We start from the raw sequence: 19484 nt of genomic DNA, 5'->3' as shown, positions 1-19484 counted from the left end.
TCCCTTTATTTTTAATCTTTTATATAAACTTTTGGGATATAAAGAGTAATACCATCTAAATTTATAAGCTTATCATATATGAGCTTAGCGTTATCCTCTAAATTATTATTAGAAAGTTCTAAGGTAGATATCACTTTATAATTAGCTTTAATTTCTAAAATATTGTCTTTATCTAATAAATTAAGTTTAACATGAGTATTACAGTTAAGTAATTTTTCCAAATGTTTAAATTCTATATTCATAATGTCATCCCCCTATCAAATTTATAATATAACATACAGAAAAAAAACTCAAATAAAACAAAATATTACAATATCGACACATATTCTAAAATATTTGATTAAAAACTATATATTGTATATAATTAAAAGTATTAGAAAATGGGGGAGGTATGGGGTAATGGATACTTCGAACAAGCTAGAACTATTAAAGAGTAGATTGAGAGAACTTGAGAGTGTAGCAGTTGCATTTTCAGGTGGAGTAGATAGTACTTTTTTACTAAAGGTAGCAAAAGATACATTAGGAGATAAATGTATAGCTGTAACAATACATGCTATGATGCATTCAAATAGAGAAATAGAAGAAGCTAAAGCATATACAAAAGCTTTAGGTGTTAAACATATAGTTATAGAAATTGATAATTTTGATATTAAAGAATTTATAGATAATAATGAAAAAAGATGTTATTACTGTAAAAAAGCTATATTTACAAATATAAAAAATATAGCAAATGAGAATAATATTAAATATATTTTAGATGGAACAAACTTAGATGACTTAGGGGATTATAGACCAGGACTGAAGGCTTTAGAAGAATTAAATATAAAAAGTCCGCTAAAAGACAGTTTGCTAACTAAAGATGATATAAGGAGTTTATCAAAAGTATTAAATGTACCTACGTTTGATAAGCCTGCATTTGCATGTCTAGCAACTAGAATCCCTTATGGAGAAACTATAACGAATGAAAAACTTAGAATGATTGAAAAAAGCGAAGAGTATTTACAAGATTTAGGGTTTAAACAGTTTAGAGTAAGAGCTCACGACTGTCTAGCAAGAATAGAAGTAGAAGAAAATGAGATTTATAAATTTTTTGATAAGGAAATACTAAAAAGTACGCATAATAAGCTAAAAGATATAGGATTTAAGTATGTAACACTAGACTTATTAGGATATCGTATGGGAAGTATGAATGATTCAATAAAGCACTAGGAGGAAGGCATGAAAAATTATACATTAGTAACACCGTGTTTTTTTGGAATAGAAAAAATACTTAAAAATGAAATAACGAATTTAGGATATGAAATAATAAAAACAGAAGACGGAAGAGTAACTTATAAAACTGATGAAAAAGGAATAGCTATGTCTAATATATGGCTAAGAACAGCAGAGAGAGTACTTTTAAAGGTTGCTGAGTTTGAAGCTAAAACATTCAATGACCTATTTGAAAATACTAAAGCTATAAATTGGGCGAAATATATTCCTTATGGAGGAGAATTTCCAGTATCTAAGGCATCATCAATAAAGTCAAAATTATTTTCAACTTCAGATATACAAGCAATAGTAAAAAAGGCAGTAGTTGAAAGTTTAAAAATAAGTTATCAAGAAGATGGTATGTTACCCGAAACAAAAGAAAAATACCCTATACAGGTATTTATTCATAAAGATATAGTAACATTAGCTATAGATACTAGTGGTATGGCGCTTCATAAAAGAGGTTATAGAGAGGTTTCTACAAAAGCTCCACTAAGAGAAACTATGGCATCAGCTATGGTTCAATTAACACCATGGCAACCAGGTAGAACACTAGTTGACCCTATGTGTGGTTCAGGAACTATAGTTATAGAAGCTGCTATGTTAGGACTTAATATGGCGCCAGGACTTAATCGTGAATTTGTAGCTGAAAAGTGGTCTACAATGGATAAGAAAATATGGTGGGATGTAAGAAAAGATGCATTTGGTAAAATGAACGATGATGTAGATTTTAAAATTTATGGTTATGACATAGATAAAGAAGCTGTAATGATAGCAAGACAAAATGCAGAACTTGCTGGAGTTGAAGATTATGTAGAGTTTAAAGTATTCAATGCTAAAAACTTTGAAAGCGAAGAAAAGTTTGGATTTATAATAACAAATCCACCATATGGAGAAAGACTTGAAGATAAACAAACTGTTAAAAAATTATATAAAGATTTAGGGTATGCATTTAAAGAGCTTAAAACATGGTCTTACTACATGGTAACTTCATACGAAGACTTTGAAAATGCATTTAATAAAAAAGCTACTAAAAAGAGAAAGCTATATAACGGTAGATTAAAGACTTATATATATCAATATATAGGACCTAGACCACCAAAATATATAAATAATAACAAATAATTACAAGCCCTCTAAAATATATATATTAATGAATAAATAAATTTTAGGGGTGATATAAAAATGAAGAACTCATCAAAAAAAAATAGTAAAGCTAAACAAAGAAAAAGAATGAATAAAGGTAAAAGTAATATAAAAGAATTACCTAAAAATGATACAAAATTAGAATGCATTATGGATGAAGAAGATAAACAAGCAGAAATAGTATTGAATGAATTGGTTCCAGAGAAAGAAAAAGAGAAATATGGAATGAAAGCAAGTTCTAATAATAAAAATAAGAAAAGTGGTATTAAATTAAATTTAAACTTATTTCCAAAAAATAAAAAATCATCTAATTCTACTAAAAAAAATAGAGATAATAAAGTTATAAGAAATGAAGAAGTAGAAAAAATAGAAGAAGAACAATTAAAAAATCCTATAGAAGAGTCAACTGAATCAATAGAATAAAAAATTAAAATAAGAGCTTAAATCATTTAAGCTCTTATTTTAAAAATTCAATTTAAGGATGTGACATAAATGGAAAAAGATTTGATTTTTAAAGAAATTAGTGAACATTTAATGAAAGATGAAAAACCATCTGAATATATAAATAATATTATAAAAAATAAAACTTATGATATAGAACTTATAGAAAAACTATGTAAGCTCAAAGATATAGATCAAAATTTAAAATATCATCCAGAAGGAAATGTATTAAATCATGTTTTAATGGTTGTAGATAATGCTGCTAAAGTTAAAGAAAGCTCAAAAGATGGACTAGCTTTTATGTGGGGAGCATTGCTTCATGATATAGGAAAACTTACTACAACTAAAATTAGAAAAGGTAGAATAACATCTTACAATCATGATGTAGAAGGAGAAAAAATATGTAAAGAAATTCTTGATGAATTAACAAATAATCAAGAATTTAAATATAAGGTATCTAAATTAGTTAGACATCATATGCAACCATTATTTTACGATAAAAATTTACCTTTTTTCTCATATGAAAATTTAGTAAAAGATATAGATTATAATGAAATAGCGTTAATCTCTACTGCAGACCGATTAGGCAGAGGAGGAATAACTAAAGAAATTGAATCAAAAGAACTAGAGAAAATAGAAAAGTTTAAAGCTTACCTAGAAACTAGAGAGGGGAATTAAATGAAGTTATTTAGATTGATTGTATTAGTATTATTCGTTAGTTTTTTCAATGTAGGATGTACTAGTACAGAGTCTCCAGAGCAATTAATAAAAAAGCCTCAATATAATGAGAAAGAGGAAAGATTATATGGAGATATAAATGCAAGTTTAGGTGCAAATTCAACGATAGTATTACCTAAAAATTCTTCTGAAGTTGCAACAATAAATGAAGTTGATTTAGATAATAATAAGGTGAATGAAATAGTTGTGTTTCAAAAAAATGAAAATTTAGATGAAGGCACGAGTAAAGTTGGATTTTCTGTTTTAAATAATGGAAATCAAAGCGTATACACTTCAGGAGAATATTTAGTTAGTGGAGAAAGTATAGAATATGCCAACTTTTATGATTTAGATAATGATGGGTTAAAAGAAATTTTACTAGTGACTAAAAATGGTAATAAGTCTAATTTAGATATATGCGAATTTAAAGATGGTAAAGTAACTAGATTATACAGATTTGATCCAAGTTGGATAGATAATAAAAATGGATTTAGTGAAATGAAAGTTGATGTTGGAAATTTAGATAATGAAGGAAACTTAGACTTAATTATATCTAGTTATAATCCAGATACACATGAATTAGCAGTTAGTTTAACTTACTTTGATGAGTATATTAAACTAAAAGACTTTACAATATTAAAAGACGTAAAAAGTTTAGATAGTGCATATATAAGCATTGATAAAGTGAGCAAAGACAAAAAAGGTATTGTAGTAGATACTAAATCATTTACAGGAAATGATTCATATACAACTCAAATACTGTATTTAGATGAAAATAGATTATATAAAGCCTTTGACGAAAATAATATGGAGATAAAAAAACCATACTATATTCCAGTTGAAGACATGAATAATGATGGTATAGTTGAATTACCTGTAATCAATAGTAATACTAAGGGGTATAATCCAAAAACATCAGCAACTATTAGCTGGTATGTATGGAATGGTAAATCAAAAGAAGAGTCTAAACCAGTATTTGTAAGTCAAGTATATTACAATTATGAAAATAATTTTAAACTAAACATACCTAATAATTTAGCAAATAAATTATATGTAGAAATAGATCCAAAAGATAAAAATAGTTTTGAATTTGTTTACTACGATATACACCAAACAGAACCGATAAAACTATTTACTATAAATAAAGTAGCTAAAAACAAAATTGATGAAAATAAAAGATCTAATAGTAATTCAAATACTAATATTAATGGAACTTTAATGTTAGAAAATGATAAAGAATCATATATACTTATTGTAAATAATCCAAAAGTATTTAAGTCTTTAAATTTATCAGAAGACGCGATACAAGAAAACTTTAAAGTTATTTACTAAATTAATAGGGAGGGATTGTTATGAATGAAAAAATATTAGTTTTAGAAGATGAAATAGGAATAAGAAGTTTTGTTAGTATAAATTTAAAAAGAGAAGGATATGAAGTTATAGAAGCTGGAACTGGACAAGAAGCAATAGATAAAATATCGAATGAAAAAAACATATCTATAGCATTACTAGATGTTATGTTACCTGATATGAGTGGGATAGAAGTATGTAAATATATAAGAAATAATTTTGACTCAGTTGGTATAATAATGCTTACTGCAAAATCACAAGAAGAAGATAAAATAGAAGGGTTTATTTCTGGGGCAGATGATTACATGGTTAAACCTTTTAGTATAAAAGAGTTACTTATGAGGGTTAGTGCACTTTCAAGAAGAATAAATAGAGAAGCTAATAGCAAAAATCAAAGCGTAATAGAAAGTGGACCTTTTATATTAGATTTAGAAAAAAGAAAGTTATTTAAAAACAATGAAGAAATAGAGTTAACACCGACTGAATTTTCTATAGTTAAGTTTTTAATAACAAATGAAAAACAATCTTTAAGTAGAGATCAAATTCTTGATGAAGTATGGGGAACAAATTATTTATATGATTTTAAGATTGTTGATGTAAATATAAGAAGAATAAGAAATAAGATAGAAGATGATTCATCAAAACCTAAGTTTATACAAACAGTTTGGGGATATGGTTACTGTTGGAGAAAGGATAACGAATAGTGATACACTTTGAAGGACTTAGAAAGAAGATAATAAAAAACTATTTTATAATAATTATAATAACAGTAACATTATTTGAAGGGTTATTTATATTTTATGCTAAAAATTACTACTATGATTCAATAGAACAAACTCTTATGCATCAAGCTAAAAATACAATGAATATATATGGTGGATACATAGGAGATAGGAGTTTTGAACAAAAAATAAATAATATTTTTGATAAAAAAGATATAAATACAAATTCAGAAATGGCTGTAGAAATAATAGATAAAGATAAAAATATAATAATTGATCAATACGGCTTTAAAAGCAATGAAAAAGCTTATTATGAAGATGTTAATAAAGCTTTAAAAAATGTTATAGAAACTAGTGATTATAAAATTAAAGATACTGGTGAACATGTTATGAGTGTATCTGTACCTCTTATGCTAAATAATCAGATAGAAGGAATTGTTAGATATACAGTATCTCTGGACGCTATAGATAAAACTGTATTTAAAATTACATTAGGGCTTATATTAGCAGGAATATTCATATTATTAATAGCTATATCGATAAGTTTAAAATTTGCATATACTTTAATTGATCCACTAAGTGAATTAAAAAAATTTGCAAATGAATTAGCTCATGGTAACTACAATATAAAATTAAAACCAAGAGCTATTGTAGATGATGAAATTGGAGAATTGGCACAAACTTTTGAACATATGGCTCAAGAAATAGATAAAAGTGAAAAATTAAAAGAAGAATTTATATCTTCTATATCTCATGAACTTAGAACACCTTTAACATCAATAAAAGGTTGGAGTGAGACCCTAGGTTATGAAGGAATAGGAAAAGAAGAACTAGACTTAGGATTAGGGATAATACAAGATGAAACAGAAAGACTTATAAAATTAGTTGAAGAACTTTTAGATTTCTCAAGATTATCATCTGATAGAATAAAACTGCAAATAGATATGGTTGACATTGAATCATTATCTGTAGGAGTAGTAAATCAACTAAAAGTTAAAGCTAGCGAGCAAGATATATCTTTAACTTGTGAATTTGAAACTGATAACATAAACAAGATACAAGGTGATAAAAATAGACTAAGACAAGTTCTTATAAATTTAGTTCAAAATTCTCTTAAATTTACAGATTCAAAAGGATATGTAAAAATTGTTGTAGATCAGGATGTAGAATATACAATTATAAAGGTTATCGATAATGGAGAAGGAATAGAAGAGCATAACTTAGAAAAAGTATTAGATAAATTCTTCCAAGAAAATTATAATAAAGCAGGTAGTGGATTAGGACTTGCTATAAGCAATGAAATAGTAAAGTTGCATGGTGGACAAATGAAAATAAATAGTAAAAAAGGAGAAGGTACTTGTATTACCTTCACTTTAAAAAATATTTTAGTAGAATCTGTATAGAAAGAGGAATAAAATGAGAAATATAAAGTTGACAATAGAATACGATGGGTCAAGATATAAAGGGTTTCAAAGACTTAAAGATAATGACAATACAATACAGGGAAAGATAGAATCAGTACTTAGCAAAATGGTAGATGAAACTGTAGAAATAATAGGATCAGGAAGAACTGACATGGGTGTACATGCTTACAATCAAGTTGCTAATTTTAAGACTAATTCTAAAATGTCTATAGAAAAGATGAACGATTACTTATATAAATATTTACCGGAAGACATAGTTATAAAAGACGTGAAAGAAGTAGAGGATAGATTTCACTCAAGATATAATGCTAAAAGAAAAGTATATTTATATAAAATTGATAACTCTAAATATCACAATGTGTTTTTAAGAAAATATGCAACATATATAGATAAGCCATTAAATATAGATTTGATGGAAGAAGCTAGTAAGTATTTAGTAGGAGAACATGATTTTACAAGTTTTGCATCTTCTAAATCTAAGAAAAAATCAAATGTTAGAAATATTCATAGTATAACTATTAACAAAAACAAAGATATAATCGATATATATGTAGAAGGTAATGGTTTTTTATATAATATGGTAAGGATAATAGTTGGAGCACTAATAGACGTCGGGCTTAATCGAAAATCACCAGAGGATATAAAACTTATGTTAGAAGCAAAAGATAGAAAGGTAGCTTCAGATACTGCACCGGCTAAAGGATTATACTTATATTCTGTAAAATATTAAAAATTAGACAGCTTTTAGCTGTCTAATTTGTTTTTTGGAGGTAAAGATGTATTACACATATATATTAAGATGTAAAGATGATACTTATTACATAGGATATACAAGTGATATAAATAGAAGAATGAAAGAACATAAAAATGGGATAAACTCAAAGTACACTAGAGCTAAAGGATTTAAAAATTTAGAGATTTATTGGGAAAGTAAAACTAGAAGTGAAGCTATGAAATTAGAGTGCTTTTTAAAGAAATTAACTAGAGTGAATAAAACTAAAATTATAAAAAATCCCGATTTACTATATGAAAAACATAATATAGATAAAGAGAAATATATTATAGGAAAATTATAAGAGTAATAAAAATACATAAATGAAATATAAAATAAAATTAAAAATAAAATTTGAAATAAATGTTGATTTTTATGACGAAAAATGATATTTTTAGTATGTAAACGTTTTACCTGAGTTAAGGGAGAGGGGGAAGGTGTATATTTACACCTATGGATATATGGAAAAAGGATTAAAGATAGTTACAATAGGTGGGGGATCGAGTTATACTCCAGAGCTTGTTGAAGGATTTATAAAAAGACATAGCGAACTTCCTGTAAAGGAATTGTGGTTGGTAGATATTGAAGAGGGGAAAGAAAAATTAGAAATAGTTGGTAACCTTGCTAAAAGAATGGTTGAAAAAGCTGGGGTAGATATGACTATACATACAACTTTAAATAGAAGAGAAGCTTTAGTAGATGCAGATTTTGTAACTACACAACTAAGAGTAGGTCTTTTAGATGCTAGAATTAAAGATGAAAGAATACCATTATCACATGGAATTATAGGACAAGAAACTAATGGTCCTGGAGGATTTTTTAAAGCATTAAGAACAGTTCCTGTTATATTAGACATAATAAATGATATAGAAGAGTTATGTCCAGATGCATGGTTAATAAACTTTACAAATCCAGCTGGAATAATAACAGAGATGGTATTTACTCATACTAATTTCAAAAAATTTATAGGGTTATGTAATGTACCAATAGGAGTAAAAGCAGGGGTAGCAGAAGCTCTAGAAGTGTCTAAAGAAAATTTAGAAGTTACATTTGCAGGGCTTAATCACATGGTATATGGAGTTAAAGCTTGTTTAAATGGAACTGATATAACTGAAGAAGCAATTGAAAAATTTGCAAACTCAGAAATGAGTATGAGAAATATAAAGTCAACAGCACCTTTTAATCCTAGATTTATAAAATCATTAGGAGCTATACCATGTCCATATCATAGATATTATTATAAAACTAAAGATATGTTAGAACATGAGCTAAGTGAATTTGAAAAAGGGCAAACTAGAGCAGAGGTTGTAAAGGCTTTAGAAGAAGATTTATTTAAATTATATAAAGATGAAAATTTAGATATAAAACCTCCACAATTAGAAAAAAGAGGTGGAGCTTATTATAGTGATGCAGCATGTAATTTAATAAATTCTATATATAATGATAAAAAAGATATACAAGTTGTAAATACATTAAATAGAGGAGCTATAGCTAATATAGGATATAACCATGCAGTAGAAGTAAGTTCGGTTATAACTAAAGAAGGGCCGATGCCTATAACTATAGGTGAAATGCCAATAGGTACAGTAGGTCTTTTAAATCAAATAAAGTCATTTGAAATTTTAACTGCTAAAGCTGCTGTTTTAGGAGACTATGATACTTCTATACAGGCATTATCAATAAATCCACTTGTTACTAGTGATGAATTAGCAGAAACTATTATGAATGAAATGCTAATAGCACATGAAAGACATTTGCCACAGTTTAAAGAAAAAATAGAAGAACTAAAGGTAGGGGGAGCTAATGACTAAATTAATAATAAATGCAGATGATTTTGGATATTGCGAAGGTGTAAACCAAGGTATAATATCAGCACATAAAAATGGAGTTGTGAACTCATGTACAATAATGTCTGGGATGCCAGGATTTGAACAGGCGGTAGAACTTTTAAAAGAAAATGAAAAGCTTGGATGTGGAGTTCATATGACTTTAAGCTGTTATAAACCAGTTTTAAATAATCATAAAACTTTAGTAGATGAAAATGGATATTTTTTCAGAAGAATAACGAAAGAAAAAGCAAATGAGATTGATTTGGATGAATTATATAATGAGTTTTGTGCACAAATTGATAAAACTATAGATGCAGGTATAAAAATAACTCATCTTGATAGTCATCATCATGTTCACACATTGATAGAGTTTAAACCTGTTATTGAAAAAATACTTGAAAAATATAAATTACCTATAAGGGGTGGTTTTGAATATGATTTAAGTTATGAAAAAATAGTTCCTATGATAGGTAGCTTTTACAGTAAAAATGTAGATGCTGATTATTTTAAAAATAATATAGATGAAATAAAAAAATATGATGTTGTAGATATTATGAGTCATCCAGCATTTGTAGATGCATTTTTATCTAAGTCTACTTCATATTCAATAGAAAGAACTAAGGAACATGAGATATTAACTTCAGATGAACTTAAAAAGTTTTTTGAAGATAATAATATAACAACTACTAATTACAGAAATATATAGGGGAAAGTGAAGGTAAATAATATGAACGAGAAAATATTTGAAATATCATTTGGAATAATAGGTCACGCTGGAGATGCAAAAAGTAGTGCACACGAGGCATTAGCAGAAGCTAAACAAGGTAATTTTGAAAAAGCAAGAGAACTTTTAAAAGAAGCTAGTGAAACTTTAAATAAAGCACATAGATTCCAAACGGAATTAATACAAGCGGAAGCTAGTGGAGAAAAAACAGAAATGGGAGTTGTATTAGTTCACTCTCAAGATCACTTAATGACTACTATGAACTTTTTACAATTAGCTAAAGAGTTTGTAGATATGTATGAGTTTATATATAAGAAATTAGGTTAATATAAAAATAAGAGCGCAATTAAGCGCTCTTATTTTTATTTGTTATAAGGTGTTTTTTTAGATGAATAAGGTACTTTTTTCTTATCGGGGTTATAAGGAACTGGTTTTACTTTACTTGGTATTTCAGCAACATCACCGATATCGCCTTTGTCACCTTTAGGACCTTGAGGGCCAGCATCGCCTTTATCACCTTTAGGACCTTGAGGGCCAGCATCGCCTTTATCACCTTTAGGACCTTGAGAACCAGTATCGCCTTTATCACCTTTAGGACCTTGAGAACCGGTATCGCCTTTATCACCTTTAGGACCTTGAGGACCAGCATCGCCTTTATCACCTTTAGGTCCAGGTACTGTTAGTATTTCTGAGAAGTCTATATTACATAGTGGATTAACATATACCTCTTTTCCAAAGTCAACATAGTCTATGGCAGATAACTTTATATAGATAGGTCCTTTTCCCGATGAAGTAGTACCACATAAACTACAAGGGGTAATTTTAGTTAACTTAAGTTTCAATATACAATCACTATTAGATAGTTTAAATCCAAGTGTTTTTCCTATGCAATTTACTAAATTATTATAAAGATCCATTTCACATGGATAGTAAAATAAAACTGGGGTAAAAGGCGTAATACATTTAGAAGAAGACTCACAACAATCAGGTTTAGGTGTACATTTACAAGATTTTAAATAAGATGAATTACAATTTTTATACATTACAAACACTCCATAAAATTTTATTTAATAGGCTTATCCTATCAATATACATATATGAAAATTATGTAATAATTGAGACTAATTTCAAAAATATATATAAGCATAAGTAAATAATTAAAGACATAAGTATAAAATAAGTTATAATATAGATATAACCCTAAAACCTAATGTAAATATAAGTCGTATATCCCTTGAAAACATAGGAAAAAGCAGAGTAAAACATAAATTTAAAAGAAATTGTAAAAATTTTTAAAAAAATATAAATTACTATTTCCTTTTTTTAAAATATGTTGTAAAATATAGTTAAAGAAAACGTTAACAAATATTTTAAAAAGACCTTAAGTAAGGTGGTGAAACTATGAATTATCAAGATAAAATACTAAAGGTTATAATTCATGCTGGAAATGCAAAATCACATATCTATGAAGCTCTACACTGGGCTAAGAAAAATGATTTTAAAAAATGTGATGAATACATGGAAAAAGCAAATGAAGAAATATTAGAAGCTCAGAAAATACAAACTGGGTTAATCAATAAAGACGCAGATGGAAAAAATGTAGAAATTAGTATGCTTTTAATACACTCTCAAGATCATTTAATGACTTGTTTAAGTGAAAGAAACCTAGTAAAAGAAATTATTGATTTAAGAAAAGAAATAAATACAAATAAATAAGGTTTTAATTAAAAATTAAAATATATATAAGGCTTTTAGGAGGGAATTAAAATGAAAAAAAAGATATATTTATTCTGTAGTGCGGGGATGTCAACAAGTTTATTAGCTAGTAAAATGCAAAATGTTGCAAATCAACATAATTTACCGATAGAAGTAGAAGCATTTCCATATGCTGAAATAGATAAAATAGTAGAACAAAGAAATCCAGATTGTATATTACTTGGACCACAAGTTAAATTTATGTTAAAAGAGGTACAATCAAAGTTTGATGAAAAAGCACCAGTAGATGTCATAAATAGTGTAGACTATGGTTCTATGAATGGGGAAAAGGTTTTAAAGACAGCTATAAAAATGATAAAAGCTCGTCAAGCTAAGTAATAAGTAAAAAAATTATATAATCAAGGGAATATAAGGGTTACAATCAAAGTTGATATCAGAGAAGCTAATTTAAATTAATTATAATTATTAATTAGCTTCTTTTATATAAAATAACATATTACATTAGGGGGTAAACATGAATAAGTTTATGTCAACTTTAGAAAAGGTACTAATGCCTATGGCAGAGAAAATAGGTAAAAATAAGTACCTAGTAGCAATAAGAGATGGTTTTTTAGTATCATCTCCACTATTAATAGTAGGATCGTTCTTCTTACTAATAGCGAATTTCCCAATACCGGGATGGAATGAGTTTTGGGCTAAGTTTTTTGGGGAAAACTGGGCTAGTGGATTAGGTCATGTAACAGCAGCTACATTTGATGTTATGACTGTTCTTGCAATTATGGGGATAGCGTTTTCATTTGCTAAGCAAATTAAAGCTGATGCAATACAAGCAGCTGCAGTTGCTTTAGTAGCATTCTTTATAATTACTCCTTTTACAATACCATATACTCCAGAAGGTATGGAAGTTGTATATGAAGTAAAAGGTATACCTCTAGGATGGATGGGATCTAAAGGTATGTTTGTTGGTATGATAACATCTTTCGTATCAGTTGCTATATTCCAATGGGTAGTTAATAAAGGCTGGACTATAAAAATGCCAGAAGGGGTTCCTCCTACTGTTGCTAAGTCATTTGCCGCTTTAATACCAAGTGCTATAATAATGATAATATTCTTCTTAATAAAAACTGGATTTGAATTAACACCATATGGAAATATACATGAATTTATATACCAGTTCTTACAAATGCCATTATTAAAACTAGGAAATACTTTAACAGCTACGGTAATATCTTACATATTCTTACACTTATTCTGGTTCTTTGGAATAAACGGATCAAGTGTTGTTGGAGCAGTATACAACCCTATACTAAAGTTATTATCTGCTGAAAACTTAGAAGCTTTCCAAGCAGGACAAGAATTACCTAATATAATAACAGGACAGTTCCAAGATATGTTTGCTACATTTGGAGGAGGAGGAAGTACACTTTCTCTATTAATAGTAATGCTACTTGTATGTAAGAGTAGACGTATAAAAGAATTAGGTAAGCTATCTTTATTACCAGGTATATTTGGAATAAATGAGCCTATAATATTTGGATTACCGATAATGCTAAATCCAATATTATTAATACCATTTATGTTTGTTCCAATGTTTAACCAAATAGTAACATACTTCTGTATGGATTCAGGATTAGTACCATTAACAAATGGAGTTCAAATACCTTGGACAACTCCAGTAATATTTAGTGGATTCTTAGTAAGTGGATGGCAAGCATCTGTACTTCAACTTATACTATTAATAATTGGATGCTTTATGTATCTGCCGTTTATAAAAATATTAGACAAGCAGTACTTAGTTGAAGAAGAAAATAATGTTGAAGAAGAAGATGACTTATCATTTGATGACTTAGAATTTTAATATAGGAGATGAAAAATTTGACTAAAATAGTTCTTATACTAGATCAAATACAGGCTGGTGCAGGTGGTAAAGAGAAATCTAATATACCGCCAGGAGGAAAGACTACTCCATTAGGACCAGGAGTTATGATGGAACCATATTTGAAAGAAATTGGTGCTAAAGTCGTAGCAAGTCTTTATTGTGGGGATGAATATTTTATAAACAATGAAGAAGAAGTAACTGCTAAAATGGTTGCTATGGTAAAGAAAATAAATCCAGATGTTGTTGTTTGTGGACCAGCATTTAATTATGAAAACTTTGCTAAAATGTCAGCTATATTAGCTAAAAGTATTAATGATAGTACAGATATAAAAGCATTTGCAGCAATGTCTCTTGAAAATACTGAAATTTTAGATAAATTTAAAAATGAAGTGTTAATAGTAAAAACACCTAAAAAAGGTGGTATAGGACTTAATGAATCATTAAAAAATATATGCCAAATGGCGAATAAACTTGCTGAAAATGAAGATGTATCTAAATTTAAAGAAGAAGTTTGCTTCTAAAAATCAAAAAGCCTTGGGAAACCAAGGCTTTTATTAAAAATCAGGAGGAAAGACATATGTGGGGAATAATAGCTACTTGGAGAATGGCGATAGAAGGAATATCTGAGAGCAGTGAGAAACTAAATGAAGGAATGAATGCAGGGGATGCTATAGAATTAGCGATAAAAAGAGTAGAAGACTATCCTTTTTACAAATCTGTGGGATATGGTGGACTTCCGAATGAAAATTGTGAAGTTGAATTAGATGCGGCTTATATGGATGGAGATACTTTATCTATAGGAGCTGTAGCTGGAATTAGAGATTTTGCAAATCCTATATCTATAGCAAAAAAATTAAGTGATGAAAAAGTAAATTGTTTTTTAGTTGGAACTGGTGCAGAAGAATATGCACACAAAAATGGGTTTGAAAGAAAAAATATGTTAACAGATAGAGCAAAAAAACATTACAATAAAAGAAGAAAAGAAACGGTAGAACAAGGATTAAGTCCATATGTAGGGCATGATACAGTTGGAATGGTAACTTTAGATGATAATGGAAAAATGTGTGCAGCTACTTCTACAAGTGGATTATTTATGAAAAAAAGCGGTAGAGTAGGAGATTCCCCATTATCAGGATCAGGGTTTTATGTGGATAGTGAAGTAGGAGGAGCAACAGCTACAGGTCTTGGTGAAGATCTTATGAAAGGTTGTATATCTTATGAAATAGTAAGACTTATGAAAGAAGGGTTAACACCTCAAGAAGCTTGTGATAAAGCTGTTAATGAATTAGATGAACAACTTATAAGAAGAAGAGGGAAAGCTGGAGATTTATCTCTTGTTGCTATGAATAATAAAGGTGAATGGGGTGTTGCAACTAATATACCTAACTTCAGTTTCTCTGTAGCAACTAAAGATCATGAACCGACAGTATATGTAAGCAATAGAATAAATGGAAAGAGTGTACATGAAGTAGCATCAGAGGAATGGTTAGCTGCATATGCTGCTAGAATTAAAGCACCTATAGAATAAAAAGAATTGGGGTAGTTTTATGAATATCTTAAATAATCAAGTAGAAAAATTACGTGAAGATTTGTTAAATGATATTATAGATATAGTAAAAATACCTAGTGTAGAAGGAGAGCCTGTAGAAGGCTTTCCTTTTGGTGAAGGTGTAGGTAAAGCGCTTGAAAAAGCACTTGAGATTTCACAAAAACTAGGATTTAAAACTAAGAATATAGATGGGTATATGGGTTATGCAGAGCTAGGAGAAGGAGAGGACTATATAGGTGTGTTGGGACATTTAGATGTAGTACCTGAAGGTAGTGGTTGGACATATGAACCATATGGGGGAGAAATAGATAACGGAAAAATTTATGGAAGAGGAGTTTTAGATAATAAAGGACCTATAATGAGTGCGTTATATGGCCTTAAAGCTGTAGTAGATGCTAATAAAAAACTTAAAAAGAAAGTTAGAATAATATTTGGAACTAATGAAGAAACCGGATTTAATGATATACCATATTATTTAAGTAAGGAAAAACCTCCTATAATGGGATTTACCCCTGATTGTAAGTATCCAGTTGTATATGGAGAAAGAGGAATAGGTAAGCTTAATATACAAAAAATCATAAATGTAGATGGTATAAAAATTTATGGAGATTTTAGGTCGAATATAGTTCCTGATAAATGCTTTATAGATATATATAAAGATAATATTCATGGCGATATAATAGATTATTTAGATAACAAAATTAATAAAGAGAATAATAAGATATGTATAAGTGATAAGATAAATATTGTTGTAAATAAAGACAGTTTAACTATATGTTCTTATGGTAAACAAGCTCCAGCTAATGCTCCACAAGTTGGTGAAAATGCAATAACTAATATGATAAAGTATTTATTAGAAGAAAATATTATGAAAAATAAAGAATTAAACGAATTCTTTGTTTTTGTAAATGAATATTTTTACAATGAATATTATGGTGAAAAGTTAGGTATATCATTTGAAGATGAGTTAACTGGAAAGTTATATTTAACACCTTACGAATTAAAATGTGAAGGCAAAAAAATTATTTTGAAGTTTGGAGTCAGATACCCTATGACTTGTAAAATAGACTATATAACAGAAGCTATTGAAAAGGTATTAAAATATAATATAAAATTAAATATTGAGAGGAACTTTAATCCAGTAAATTTTGATAAGGATTCATACTTGGTTAAAAGCTTACAAATGGCATATGAAAGAGTTACAGGATTAGATGGAACTCCGACTACAACAAGTGGTGGAACTTATGCAAAAGTAATGCCAAATATTGTTCCATTTGGGCCATCATTTCCTGGGCAAAAGGGTATAGCTCATAATAGTGATGAGTATATGGATATTGAAGATATAATATTAAATACTAAAATATTTGCAAATGCTATCTATGAATTGGCTAAGGAGGAAAAATGTTAGAGATTATAGGAATGAGTGTAGAAGATGCTATAGCTATAGAAAAATGTGGTGCAGATAGAATAGAACTTATAAGTGCTTTAACAGAGGGAGGATTAACTCCTAGTTATGGACTAATAGAATCAGTTGTTAACAAAGTGAAAATTCCTGTTAATGTAATGATTAGACATCATGCAAAAAGCTTTGTATATAGTGATGAAGATATAAAAATAATGGTTAAAGATATAGAAAAGGTTAAAGAAATAGGTGCAAATGGAGTAGTACTTGGAATGTTAGATACTAATAATATTATTAGAGAAGATCAATTAATAACATTACTAGAAGCAGCTAAAGGATTAGATGTTACTTATCATAGGGCTATAGATGAAACTGATGTAATAAAATCTATTAAAATATTAAATAAATATGAAGGTATAACAAATGTGTTAACCTCAGCAGGAAAAGGTAATATAGCTGAAAATATAGAAAAAATAAATGAAATGAAAAAATACTCAGGACATATAAATATATTATTAGGTGGAGGCTTAAATTTTGAAAATATAGAAAAAATAAAGGCTTTAACTAATAATGCAGATTTTCATTTTGGAACAGCTGTAAGAGTAGATAAAAATCCTTTTGGAGAAATAGATGAAGAAAAATTAAAGAGATTAGTAAATATAATAAATAATAAGTAATAAGTAAACATGATAAACACAGTAATAAAAGCATGTGGAATAAAATAACATTCTACAGGCTTTTATTGCTGTGTTAGTATTTATTATATAATTTGTAAATGATATAATTATATCAATGAATATTGAAAGGGGATTACTATGATATATTTAAACAGCGAAGATATTTTAAAATCAATAACACTAGATGAAATAATGGATTCAATAGAGGATGCTTATAAAATATACTATGATAGAATGTTTAACATGCCAGATAGAGTTCAAGTTGAGAATGGTGATTTAACAGCTTTATACATGCCTTGCTTTACAAATGAAGCTTTTGGAACTAAAATACTTACTGTTGCTCCAAATAATGCAAAAATAAATAAACCTGTTATAGATGGTATAATGCTAGTAAATGATATAGAAACTGGTGAAGTAGTTTGCATGATGGATGGGAAAATGCTTACAGTAATAAGAACAGGAGCTGTTGGAGGTGTTGGAATTAGACATACAACAAGCAAATATGTAAAAAGTATAGGGCTTATTGGAACAGGGGCACAAGGATTTTACCAAATATTATACGCTTGTAAAGCTAGAAATATAAATAAAGTATATTTATATAATAGAACTTTAGAAAAGGCAGAAGGCTTAAAATTACAATTAGAAAAAGAGCTTAAAAATATAGATATAATAGTTTTAAATAACTCAACTGAATTAGTAAAAAATAGTGATGTTATAATAACTGCAACCACTTCATATGAACCTGTGATAGATAATGACAAAGAACTATTAAAAGGAAAACATATAATTGCAATCGGTTCATATAAACCTGATATGAGGGAATTACCAGATGCATTATTTGAAGTTGTTGACAAGGTTATAGTGGATACGGATTTTGCTAAAGAAGAAAGTGGAGATTTATATATTCCTATAAAGAATAATATTTTAAAATCAGAAGAAATAGTAAATATGGGAGAATTCATTGAAGACAATACATACTGTGTAGAAGGAAAAACAACATTATATAAATCTGTAGGAATGGGATTGTTTGATATGGTAGTAGCTAATAAAATTTACAAAAAAGCTATAGAAAAAGAAATTGGACAATATATAAAAATGTAGACATGAATAGATGCCTTAAATTTAAATACAAATTAAATTAATGGCATCTATTTTGTTATAATAGGGAGATAAAATGGATAAAAAAATAGAGATTTTAATAGTAGAAGATGATAATGATATAAATAAACTATTATCAGATATGGTAGATATAAGCGGATATAATTCAAAATCGGCATATTCTGGTACAGAAGCTTTAATTTATTTAAAAGAAAATGAATTTGATATGATACTTCTTGATTTAATGATTCCGGGTATAAATGGAGAAGAATTATTAGAAAAGATAAGACAGAATTATAGTATGCCGATTATAGTAATATCAGCTAAGGATGATAAAAATACTAAGATAGATATGTTGAAATCTGGGGCTGATGATTTTATATCAAAGCCATTTGATATAGATGAAACAATTGCTAGAATAGCTAGCAACTTAAGAAGGTATAAGTTAAGTTCAAAACAAGTTAGTGAAAAAATACTAATTGTAAATGAAATAAAAATTAATAAAGATACAAGAGATGTGTTTATAAATGATAATAGTATAAATTTGACTAGTAGAGAGTTTTCGCTATTAGAGTTATTTGTAACGAATCCTAAAAAAGTATTTACTAAGTCTAATTTATTTGAAAGTGTTTGGAAAGAAGAATATATGGGAGATGATAATACAATAAGTGTACATATAAGTAATTTAAGAAATAAAATATCAAAGTATGCTAATAGTGATTATATAAAAACTGTATGGGGAATAGGATATAAACTATTTGATTAAACTTAAGACTTTCTTAAGACT

At 28.0% G+C, this 19484-nt stretch carries 23 protein-coding genes; 21 read left to right on the top strand and 2 right to left on the bottom strand.

Translation table 11 applies throughout. The features are described 5' to 3' along the window. Positions 1 to 11 precede the first annotated feature (11 nt). A complete protein-coding gene (locus tag ACEXNK_RS03135) occupies positions 12 to 242 on the bottom strand; it encodes a hypothetical protein (RefSeq protein ID WP_373599680.1) in 231 nt (76 codons plus the stop codon). A gap of 157 nt (positions 243 to 399) precedes the next feature. Here ACEXNK_RS03135 and larE point away from each other — a divergent pair, with 157 nt between their 5' ends. The 12 genes from larE (at position 400) to ACEXNK_RS03075 (ending at position 10703) form a co-directional block, all read left to right on the top strand. Next, complete coding sequence (larE, locus tag ACEXNK_RS03130; RefSeq protein ID WP_373599681.1) at positions 400 to 1209, top strand: ATP-dependent sacrificial sulfur transferase LarE; 810 nt, start codon at positions 400 to 402, stop codon at positions 1207 to 1209. Between the two features lie 9 nt (positions 1210 to 1218). Next, positions 1219 to 2376 carry a THUMP domain-containing class I SAM-dependent RNA methyltransferase gene (locus tag ACEXNK_RS03125; protein ID WP_373599682.1) on the top strand — a complete coding sequence of 386 codons (1158 nt, stop codon included), beginning with the start codon at positions 1219 to 1221 and terminating at the stop codon, positions 2374 to 2376. 60 nt (positions 2377 to 2436) lie between these two features. Beyond that, complete coding sequence (locus ACEXNK_RS03120; RefSeq protein ID WP_373599683.1) at positions 2437 to 2820, top strand: hypothetical protein; 384 nt, start codon at positions 2437 to 2439, stop codon at positions 2818 to 2820. A gap of 69 nt (positions 2821 to 2889) precedes the next feature. Beyond that, positions 2890 to 3516 carry an HDIG domain-containing metalloprotein gene (locus ACEXNK_RS03115; protein ID WP_373599684.1) on the top strand — a complete coding sequence of 209 codons (627 nt, stop codon included), beginning with the start codon at positions 2890 to 2892 and terminating at the stop codon, positions 3514 to 3516. Further along, positions 3517 to 4887, top strand: a complete 1371-nt coding sequence (locus tag ACEXNK_RS03110) for a hypothetical protein (protein WP_373599685.1) — start codon at positions 3517 to 3519, stop codon at positions 4885 to 4887. A 20-nt stretch (positions 4888 to 4907) separates the two neighbouring features. Continuing rightward, positions 4908 to 5609, top strand: coding sequence for a cell wall metabolism DNA-binding response regulator WalR (walR, locus tag ACEXNK_RS03105; protein WP_373599686.1), 702 nt, complete (start codon positions 4908 to 4910; stop codon positions 5607 to 5609). Continuing rightward, the gene (locus ACEXNK_RS03100; RefSeq protein WP_373599687.1) at positions 5609 to 7030 is read left to right on the top strand and encodes a sensor histidine kinase; all 1422 of its coding nucleotides are present in this window, start codon (positions 5609 to 5611) and stop codon (positions 7028 to 7030) included. Before walR ends, ACEXNK_RS03100 begins: the two co-directional genes overlap by 1 nt. Before the next feature lie 13 nt (positions 7031 to 7043). After that, positions 7044 to 7781: a tRNA pseudouridine(38-40) synthase TruA gene (gene truA / locus ACEXNK_RS03095; RefSeq protein WP_373599688.1), complete on the top strand. Its 738-nt coding sequence runs from the start codon at positions 7044 to 7046 to the stop codon at positions 7779 to 7781. Positions 7782 to 7827: 46 nt separating this feature from the next. Beyond that, positions 7828 to 8127, top strand: a complete 300-nt coding sequence (locus tag ACEXNK_RS03090; protein ID WP_373599689.1) for a GIY-YIG nuclease family protein — start codon at positions 7828 to 7830, stop codon at positions 8125 to 8127. A 157-nt stretch (positions 8128 to 8284) separates the two neighbouring features. After that, positions 8285 to 9634, top strand: a complete 1350-nt coding sequence (locus ACEXNK_RS03085; RefSeq protein ID WP_373599690.1) for a 6-phospho-beta-glucosidase — start codon at positions 8285 to 8287, stop codon at positions 9632 to 9634. Beyond that, a complete protein-coding gene (gene chbG / locus ACEXNK_RS03080) occupies positions 9627 to 10358 on the top strand; it encodes a chitin disaccharide deacetylase (protein ID WP_373599691.1) in 732 nt (243 codons plus the stop codon). The genes ACEXNK_RS03085 and chbG overlap by 8 nt, the downstream gene beginning before the upstream one ends. A 21-nt stretch (positions 10359 to 10379) precedes the next feature. Then, positions 10380 to 10703, top strand: coding sequence for a PTS lactose/cellobiose transporter subunit IIA (locus ACEXNK_RS03075; protein WP_373599692.1), 324 nt, complete (start codon positions 10380 to 10382; stop codon positions 10701 to 10703). A 35-nt stretch (positions 10704 to 10738) separates the two neighbouring features. Here the strand turns inward: ACEXNK_RS03075 and ACEXNK_RS03070 are convergent, their stop codons facing one another. Then, positions 10739 to 11419 (bottom strand): hypothetical protein, encoded by a 681-nt coding sequence (locus ACEXNK_RS03070; RefSeq protein ID WP_373599693.1) that lies wholly within the window; start codon positions 11417 to 11419, stop codon positions 10739 to 10741. Between the two features lie 358 nt (positions 11420 to 11777). On the opposite strand from ACEXNK_RS03070, the gene ACEXNK_RS03065 reads away from it, so the two are divergent. The 9 genes from ACEXNK_RS03065 to ACEXNK_RS03025 all read left to right on the top strand — a co-directional run bounded on the left by ACEXNK_RS03065 (position 11778) and on the right by ACEXNK_RS03025 (position 19463). Next, positions 11778 to 12092: a PTS lactose/cellobiose transporter subunit IIA gene (locus ACEXNK_RS03065; protein WP_373599694.1), complete on the top strand. Its 315-nt coding sequence runs from the start codon at positions 11778 to 11780 to the stop codon at positions 12090 to 12092. A gap of 51 nt (positions 12093 to 12143) precedes the next feature. Continuing rightward, positions 12144 to 12470, top strand: coding sequence for a PTS sugar transporter subunit IIB (locus ACEXNK_RS03060; protein ID WP_373599695.1), 327 nt, complete (start codon positions 12144 to 12146; stop codon positions 12468 to 12470). Positions 12471 to 12606: 136 nt separating this feature from the next. Next, complete coding sequence (gene celB, locus ACEXNK_RS03055) at positions 12607 to 13950, top strand: PTS cellobiose transporter subunit IIC (protein WP_373599696.1); 1344 nt, start codon at positions 12607 to 12609, stop codon at positions 13948 to 13950. Between the two features lie 8 nt (positions 13951 to 13958). Next, positions 13959 to 14492, top strand: coding sequence for a GrdB-related putative oxidoreductase (locus tag ACEXNK_RS03050; protein WP_373599697.1), 534 nt, complete (start codon positions 13959 to 13961; stop codon positions 14490 to 14492). A gap of 56 nt (positions 14493 to 14548) precedes the next feature. Continuing rightward, positions 14549 to 15499 carry a N(4)-(beta-N-acetylglucosaminyl)-L-asparaginase gene (locus tag ACEXNK_RS03045; RefSeq protein ID WP_373599698.1) on the top strand — a complete coding sequence of 317 codons (951 nt, stop codon included), beginning with the start codon at positions 14549 to 14551 and terminating at the stop codon, positions 15497 to 15499. A gap of 19 nt (positions 15500 to 15518) precedes the next feature. Then, complete coding sequence (pepV, locus tag ACEXNK_RS03040; protein ID WP_373599699.1) at positions 15519 to 16928, top strand: dipeptidase PepV; 1410 nt, start codon at positions 15519 to 15521, stop codon at positions 16926 to 16928. Beyond that, the gene (locus ACEXNK_RS03035; RefSeq protein WP_373599700.1) at positions 16922 to 17599 is read left to right on the top strand and encodes a copper homeostasis protein CutC; all 678 of its coding nucleotides are present in this window, start codon (positions 16922 to 16924) and stop codon (positions 17597 to 17599) included. Before pepV ends, ACEXNK_RS03035 begins: the two co-directional genes overlap by 7 nt. Before the next feature lie 138 nt (positions 17600 to 17737). Further along, positions 17738 to 18700, top strand: coding sequence for an ornithine cyclodeaminase family protein (locus ACEXNK_RS03030; RefSeq protein WP_373599701.1), 963 nt, complete (start codon positions 17738 to 17740; stop codon positions 18698 to 18700). Between the two features lie 73 nt (positions 18701 to 18773). After that, positions 18774 to 19463 (top strand): response regulator transcription factor, encoded by a 690-nt coding sequence (locus ACEXNK_RS03025; protein WP_373599702.1) that lies wholly within the window; start codon positions 18774 to 18776, stop codon positions 19461 to 19463. Positions 19464 to 19484 lie beyond the last annotated feature (21 nt).

Origin of the sequence: Paraclostridium bifermentans (assembly GCF_964259345.1) — a bacterium.
Classification (GTDB): Bacteria; Bacillota; Clostridia; order Peptostreptococcales; family Peptostreptococcaceae; genus Paraclostridium; species Paraclostridium bifermentans_B.
This window is presented reverse-complemented; position numbering and strand designations above follow the sequence as displayed.

Coding starts and splice junctions, on each gene's coding strand:
- ACEXNK_RS03135 (WP_373599680.1), bottom strand. CDS start 242: ATGAATATAGAATTTAAACATTTGGAAAAATTACTTAACTGTAATACT.
- larE (WP_373599681.1), top strand. CDS start 400: ATGGATACTTCGAACAAGCTAGAACTATTAAAGAGTAGATTGAGAGAA.
- ACEXNK_RS03125 (WP_373599682.1), top strand. CDS start 1,219: ATGAAAAATTATACATTAGTAACACCGTGTTTTTTTGGAATAGAAAAA.
- ACEXNK_RS03120 (WP_373599683.1), top strand. CDS start 2,437: ATGAAGAACTCATCAAAAAAAAATAGTAAAGCTAAACAAAGAAAAAGA.
- ACEXNK_RS03115 (WP_373599684.1), top strand. CDS start 2,890: ATGGAAAAAGATTTGATTTTTAAAGAAATTAGTGAACATTTAATGAAA.
- ACEXNK_RS03110 (WP_373599685.1), top strand. CDS start 3,517: ATGAAGTTATTTAGATTGATTGTATTAGTATTATTCGTTAGTTTTTTC.
- walR (WP_373599686.1), top strand. CDS start 4,908: ATGAATGAAAAAATATTAGTTTTAGAAGATGAAATAGGAATAAGAAGT.
- truA (WP_373599688.1), top strand. CDS start 7,044: ATGAGAAATATAAAGTTGACAATAGAATACGATGGGTCAAGATATAAA.
- ACEXNK_RS03090 (WP_373599689.1), top strand. CDS start 7,828: ATGTATTACACATATATATTAAGATGTAAAGATGATACTTATTACATA.
- ACEXNK_RS03085 (WP_373599690.1), top strand. CDS start 8,285: ATGGAAAAAGGATTAAAGATAGTTACAATAGGTGGGGGATCGAGTTAT.
- chbG (WP_373599691.1), top strand. CDS start 9,627: ATGACTAAATTAATAATAAATGCAGATGATTTTGGATATTGCGAAGGT.
- ACEXNK_RS03075 (WP_373599692.1), top strand. CDS start 10,380: ATGAACGAGAAAATATTTGAAATATCATTTGGAATAATAGGTCACGCT.
- ACEXNK_RS03070 (WP_373599693.1), bottom strand. CDS start 11,419: ATGTATAAAAATTGTAATTCATCTTATTTAAAATCTTGTAAATGTACA.
- ACEXNK_RS03065 (WP_373599694.1), top strand. CDS start 11,778: ATGAATTATCAAGATAAAATACTAAAGGTTATAATTCATGCTGGAAAT.
- ACEXNK_RS03060 (WP_373599695.1), top strand. CDS start 12,144: ATGAAAAAAAAGATATATTTATTCTGTAGTGCGGGGATGTCAACAAGT.
- celB (WP_373599696.1), top strand. CDS start 12,607: ATGAATAAGTTTATGTCAACTTTAGAAAAGGTACTAATGCCTATGGCA.
- ACEXNK_RS03050 (WP_373599697.1), top strand. CDS start 13,959: ATGAAAAATTTGACTAAAATAGTTCTTATACTAGATCAAATACAGGCT.
- ACEXNK_RS03045 (WP_373599698.1), top strand. CDS start 14,549: ATGTGGGGAATAATAGCTACTTGGAGAATGGCGATAGAAGGAATATCT.
- pepV (WP_373599699.1), top strand. CDS start 15,519: ATGAATATCTTAAATAATCAAGTAGAAAAATTACGTGAAGATTTGTTA.
- ACEXNK_RS03035 (WP_373599700.1), top strand. CDS start 16,922: ATGTTAGAGATTATAGGAATGAGTGTAGAAGATGCTATAGCTATAGAA.
- ACEXNK_RS03030 (WP_373599701.1), top strand. CDS start 17,738: ATGATATATTTAAACAGCGAAGATATTTTAAAATCAATAACACTAGAT.
- ACEXNK_RS03025 (WP_373599702.1), top strand. CDS start 18,774: ATGGATAAAAAAATAGAGATTTTAATAGTAGAAGATGATAATGATATA.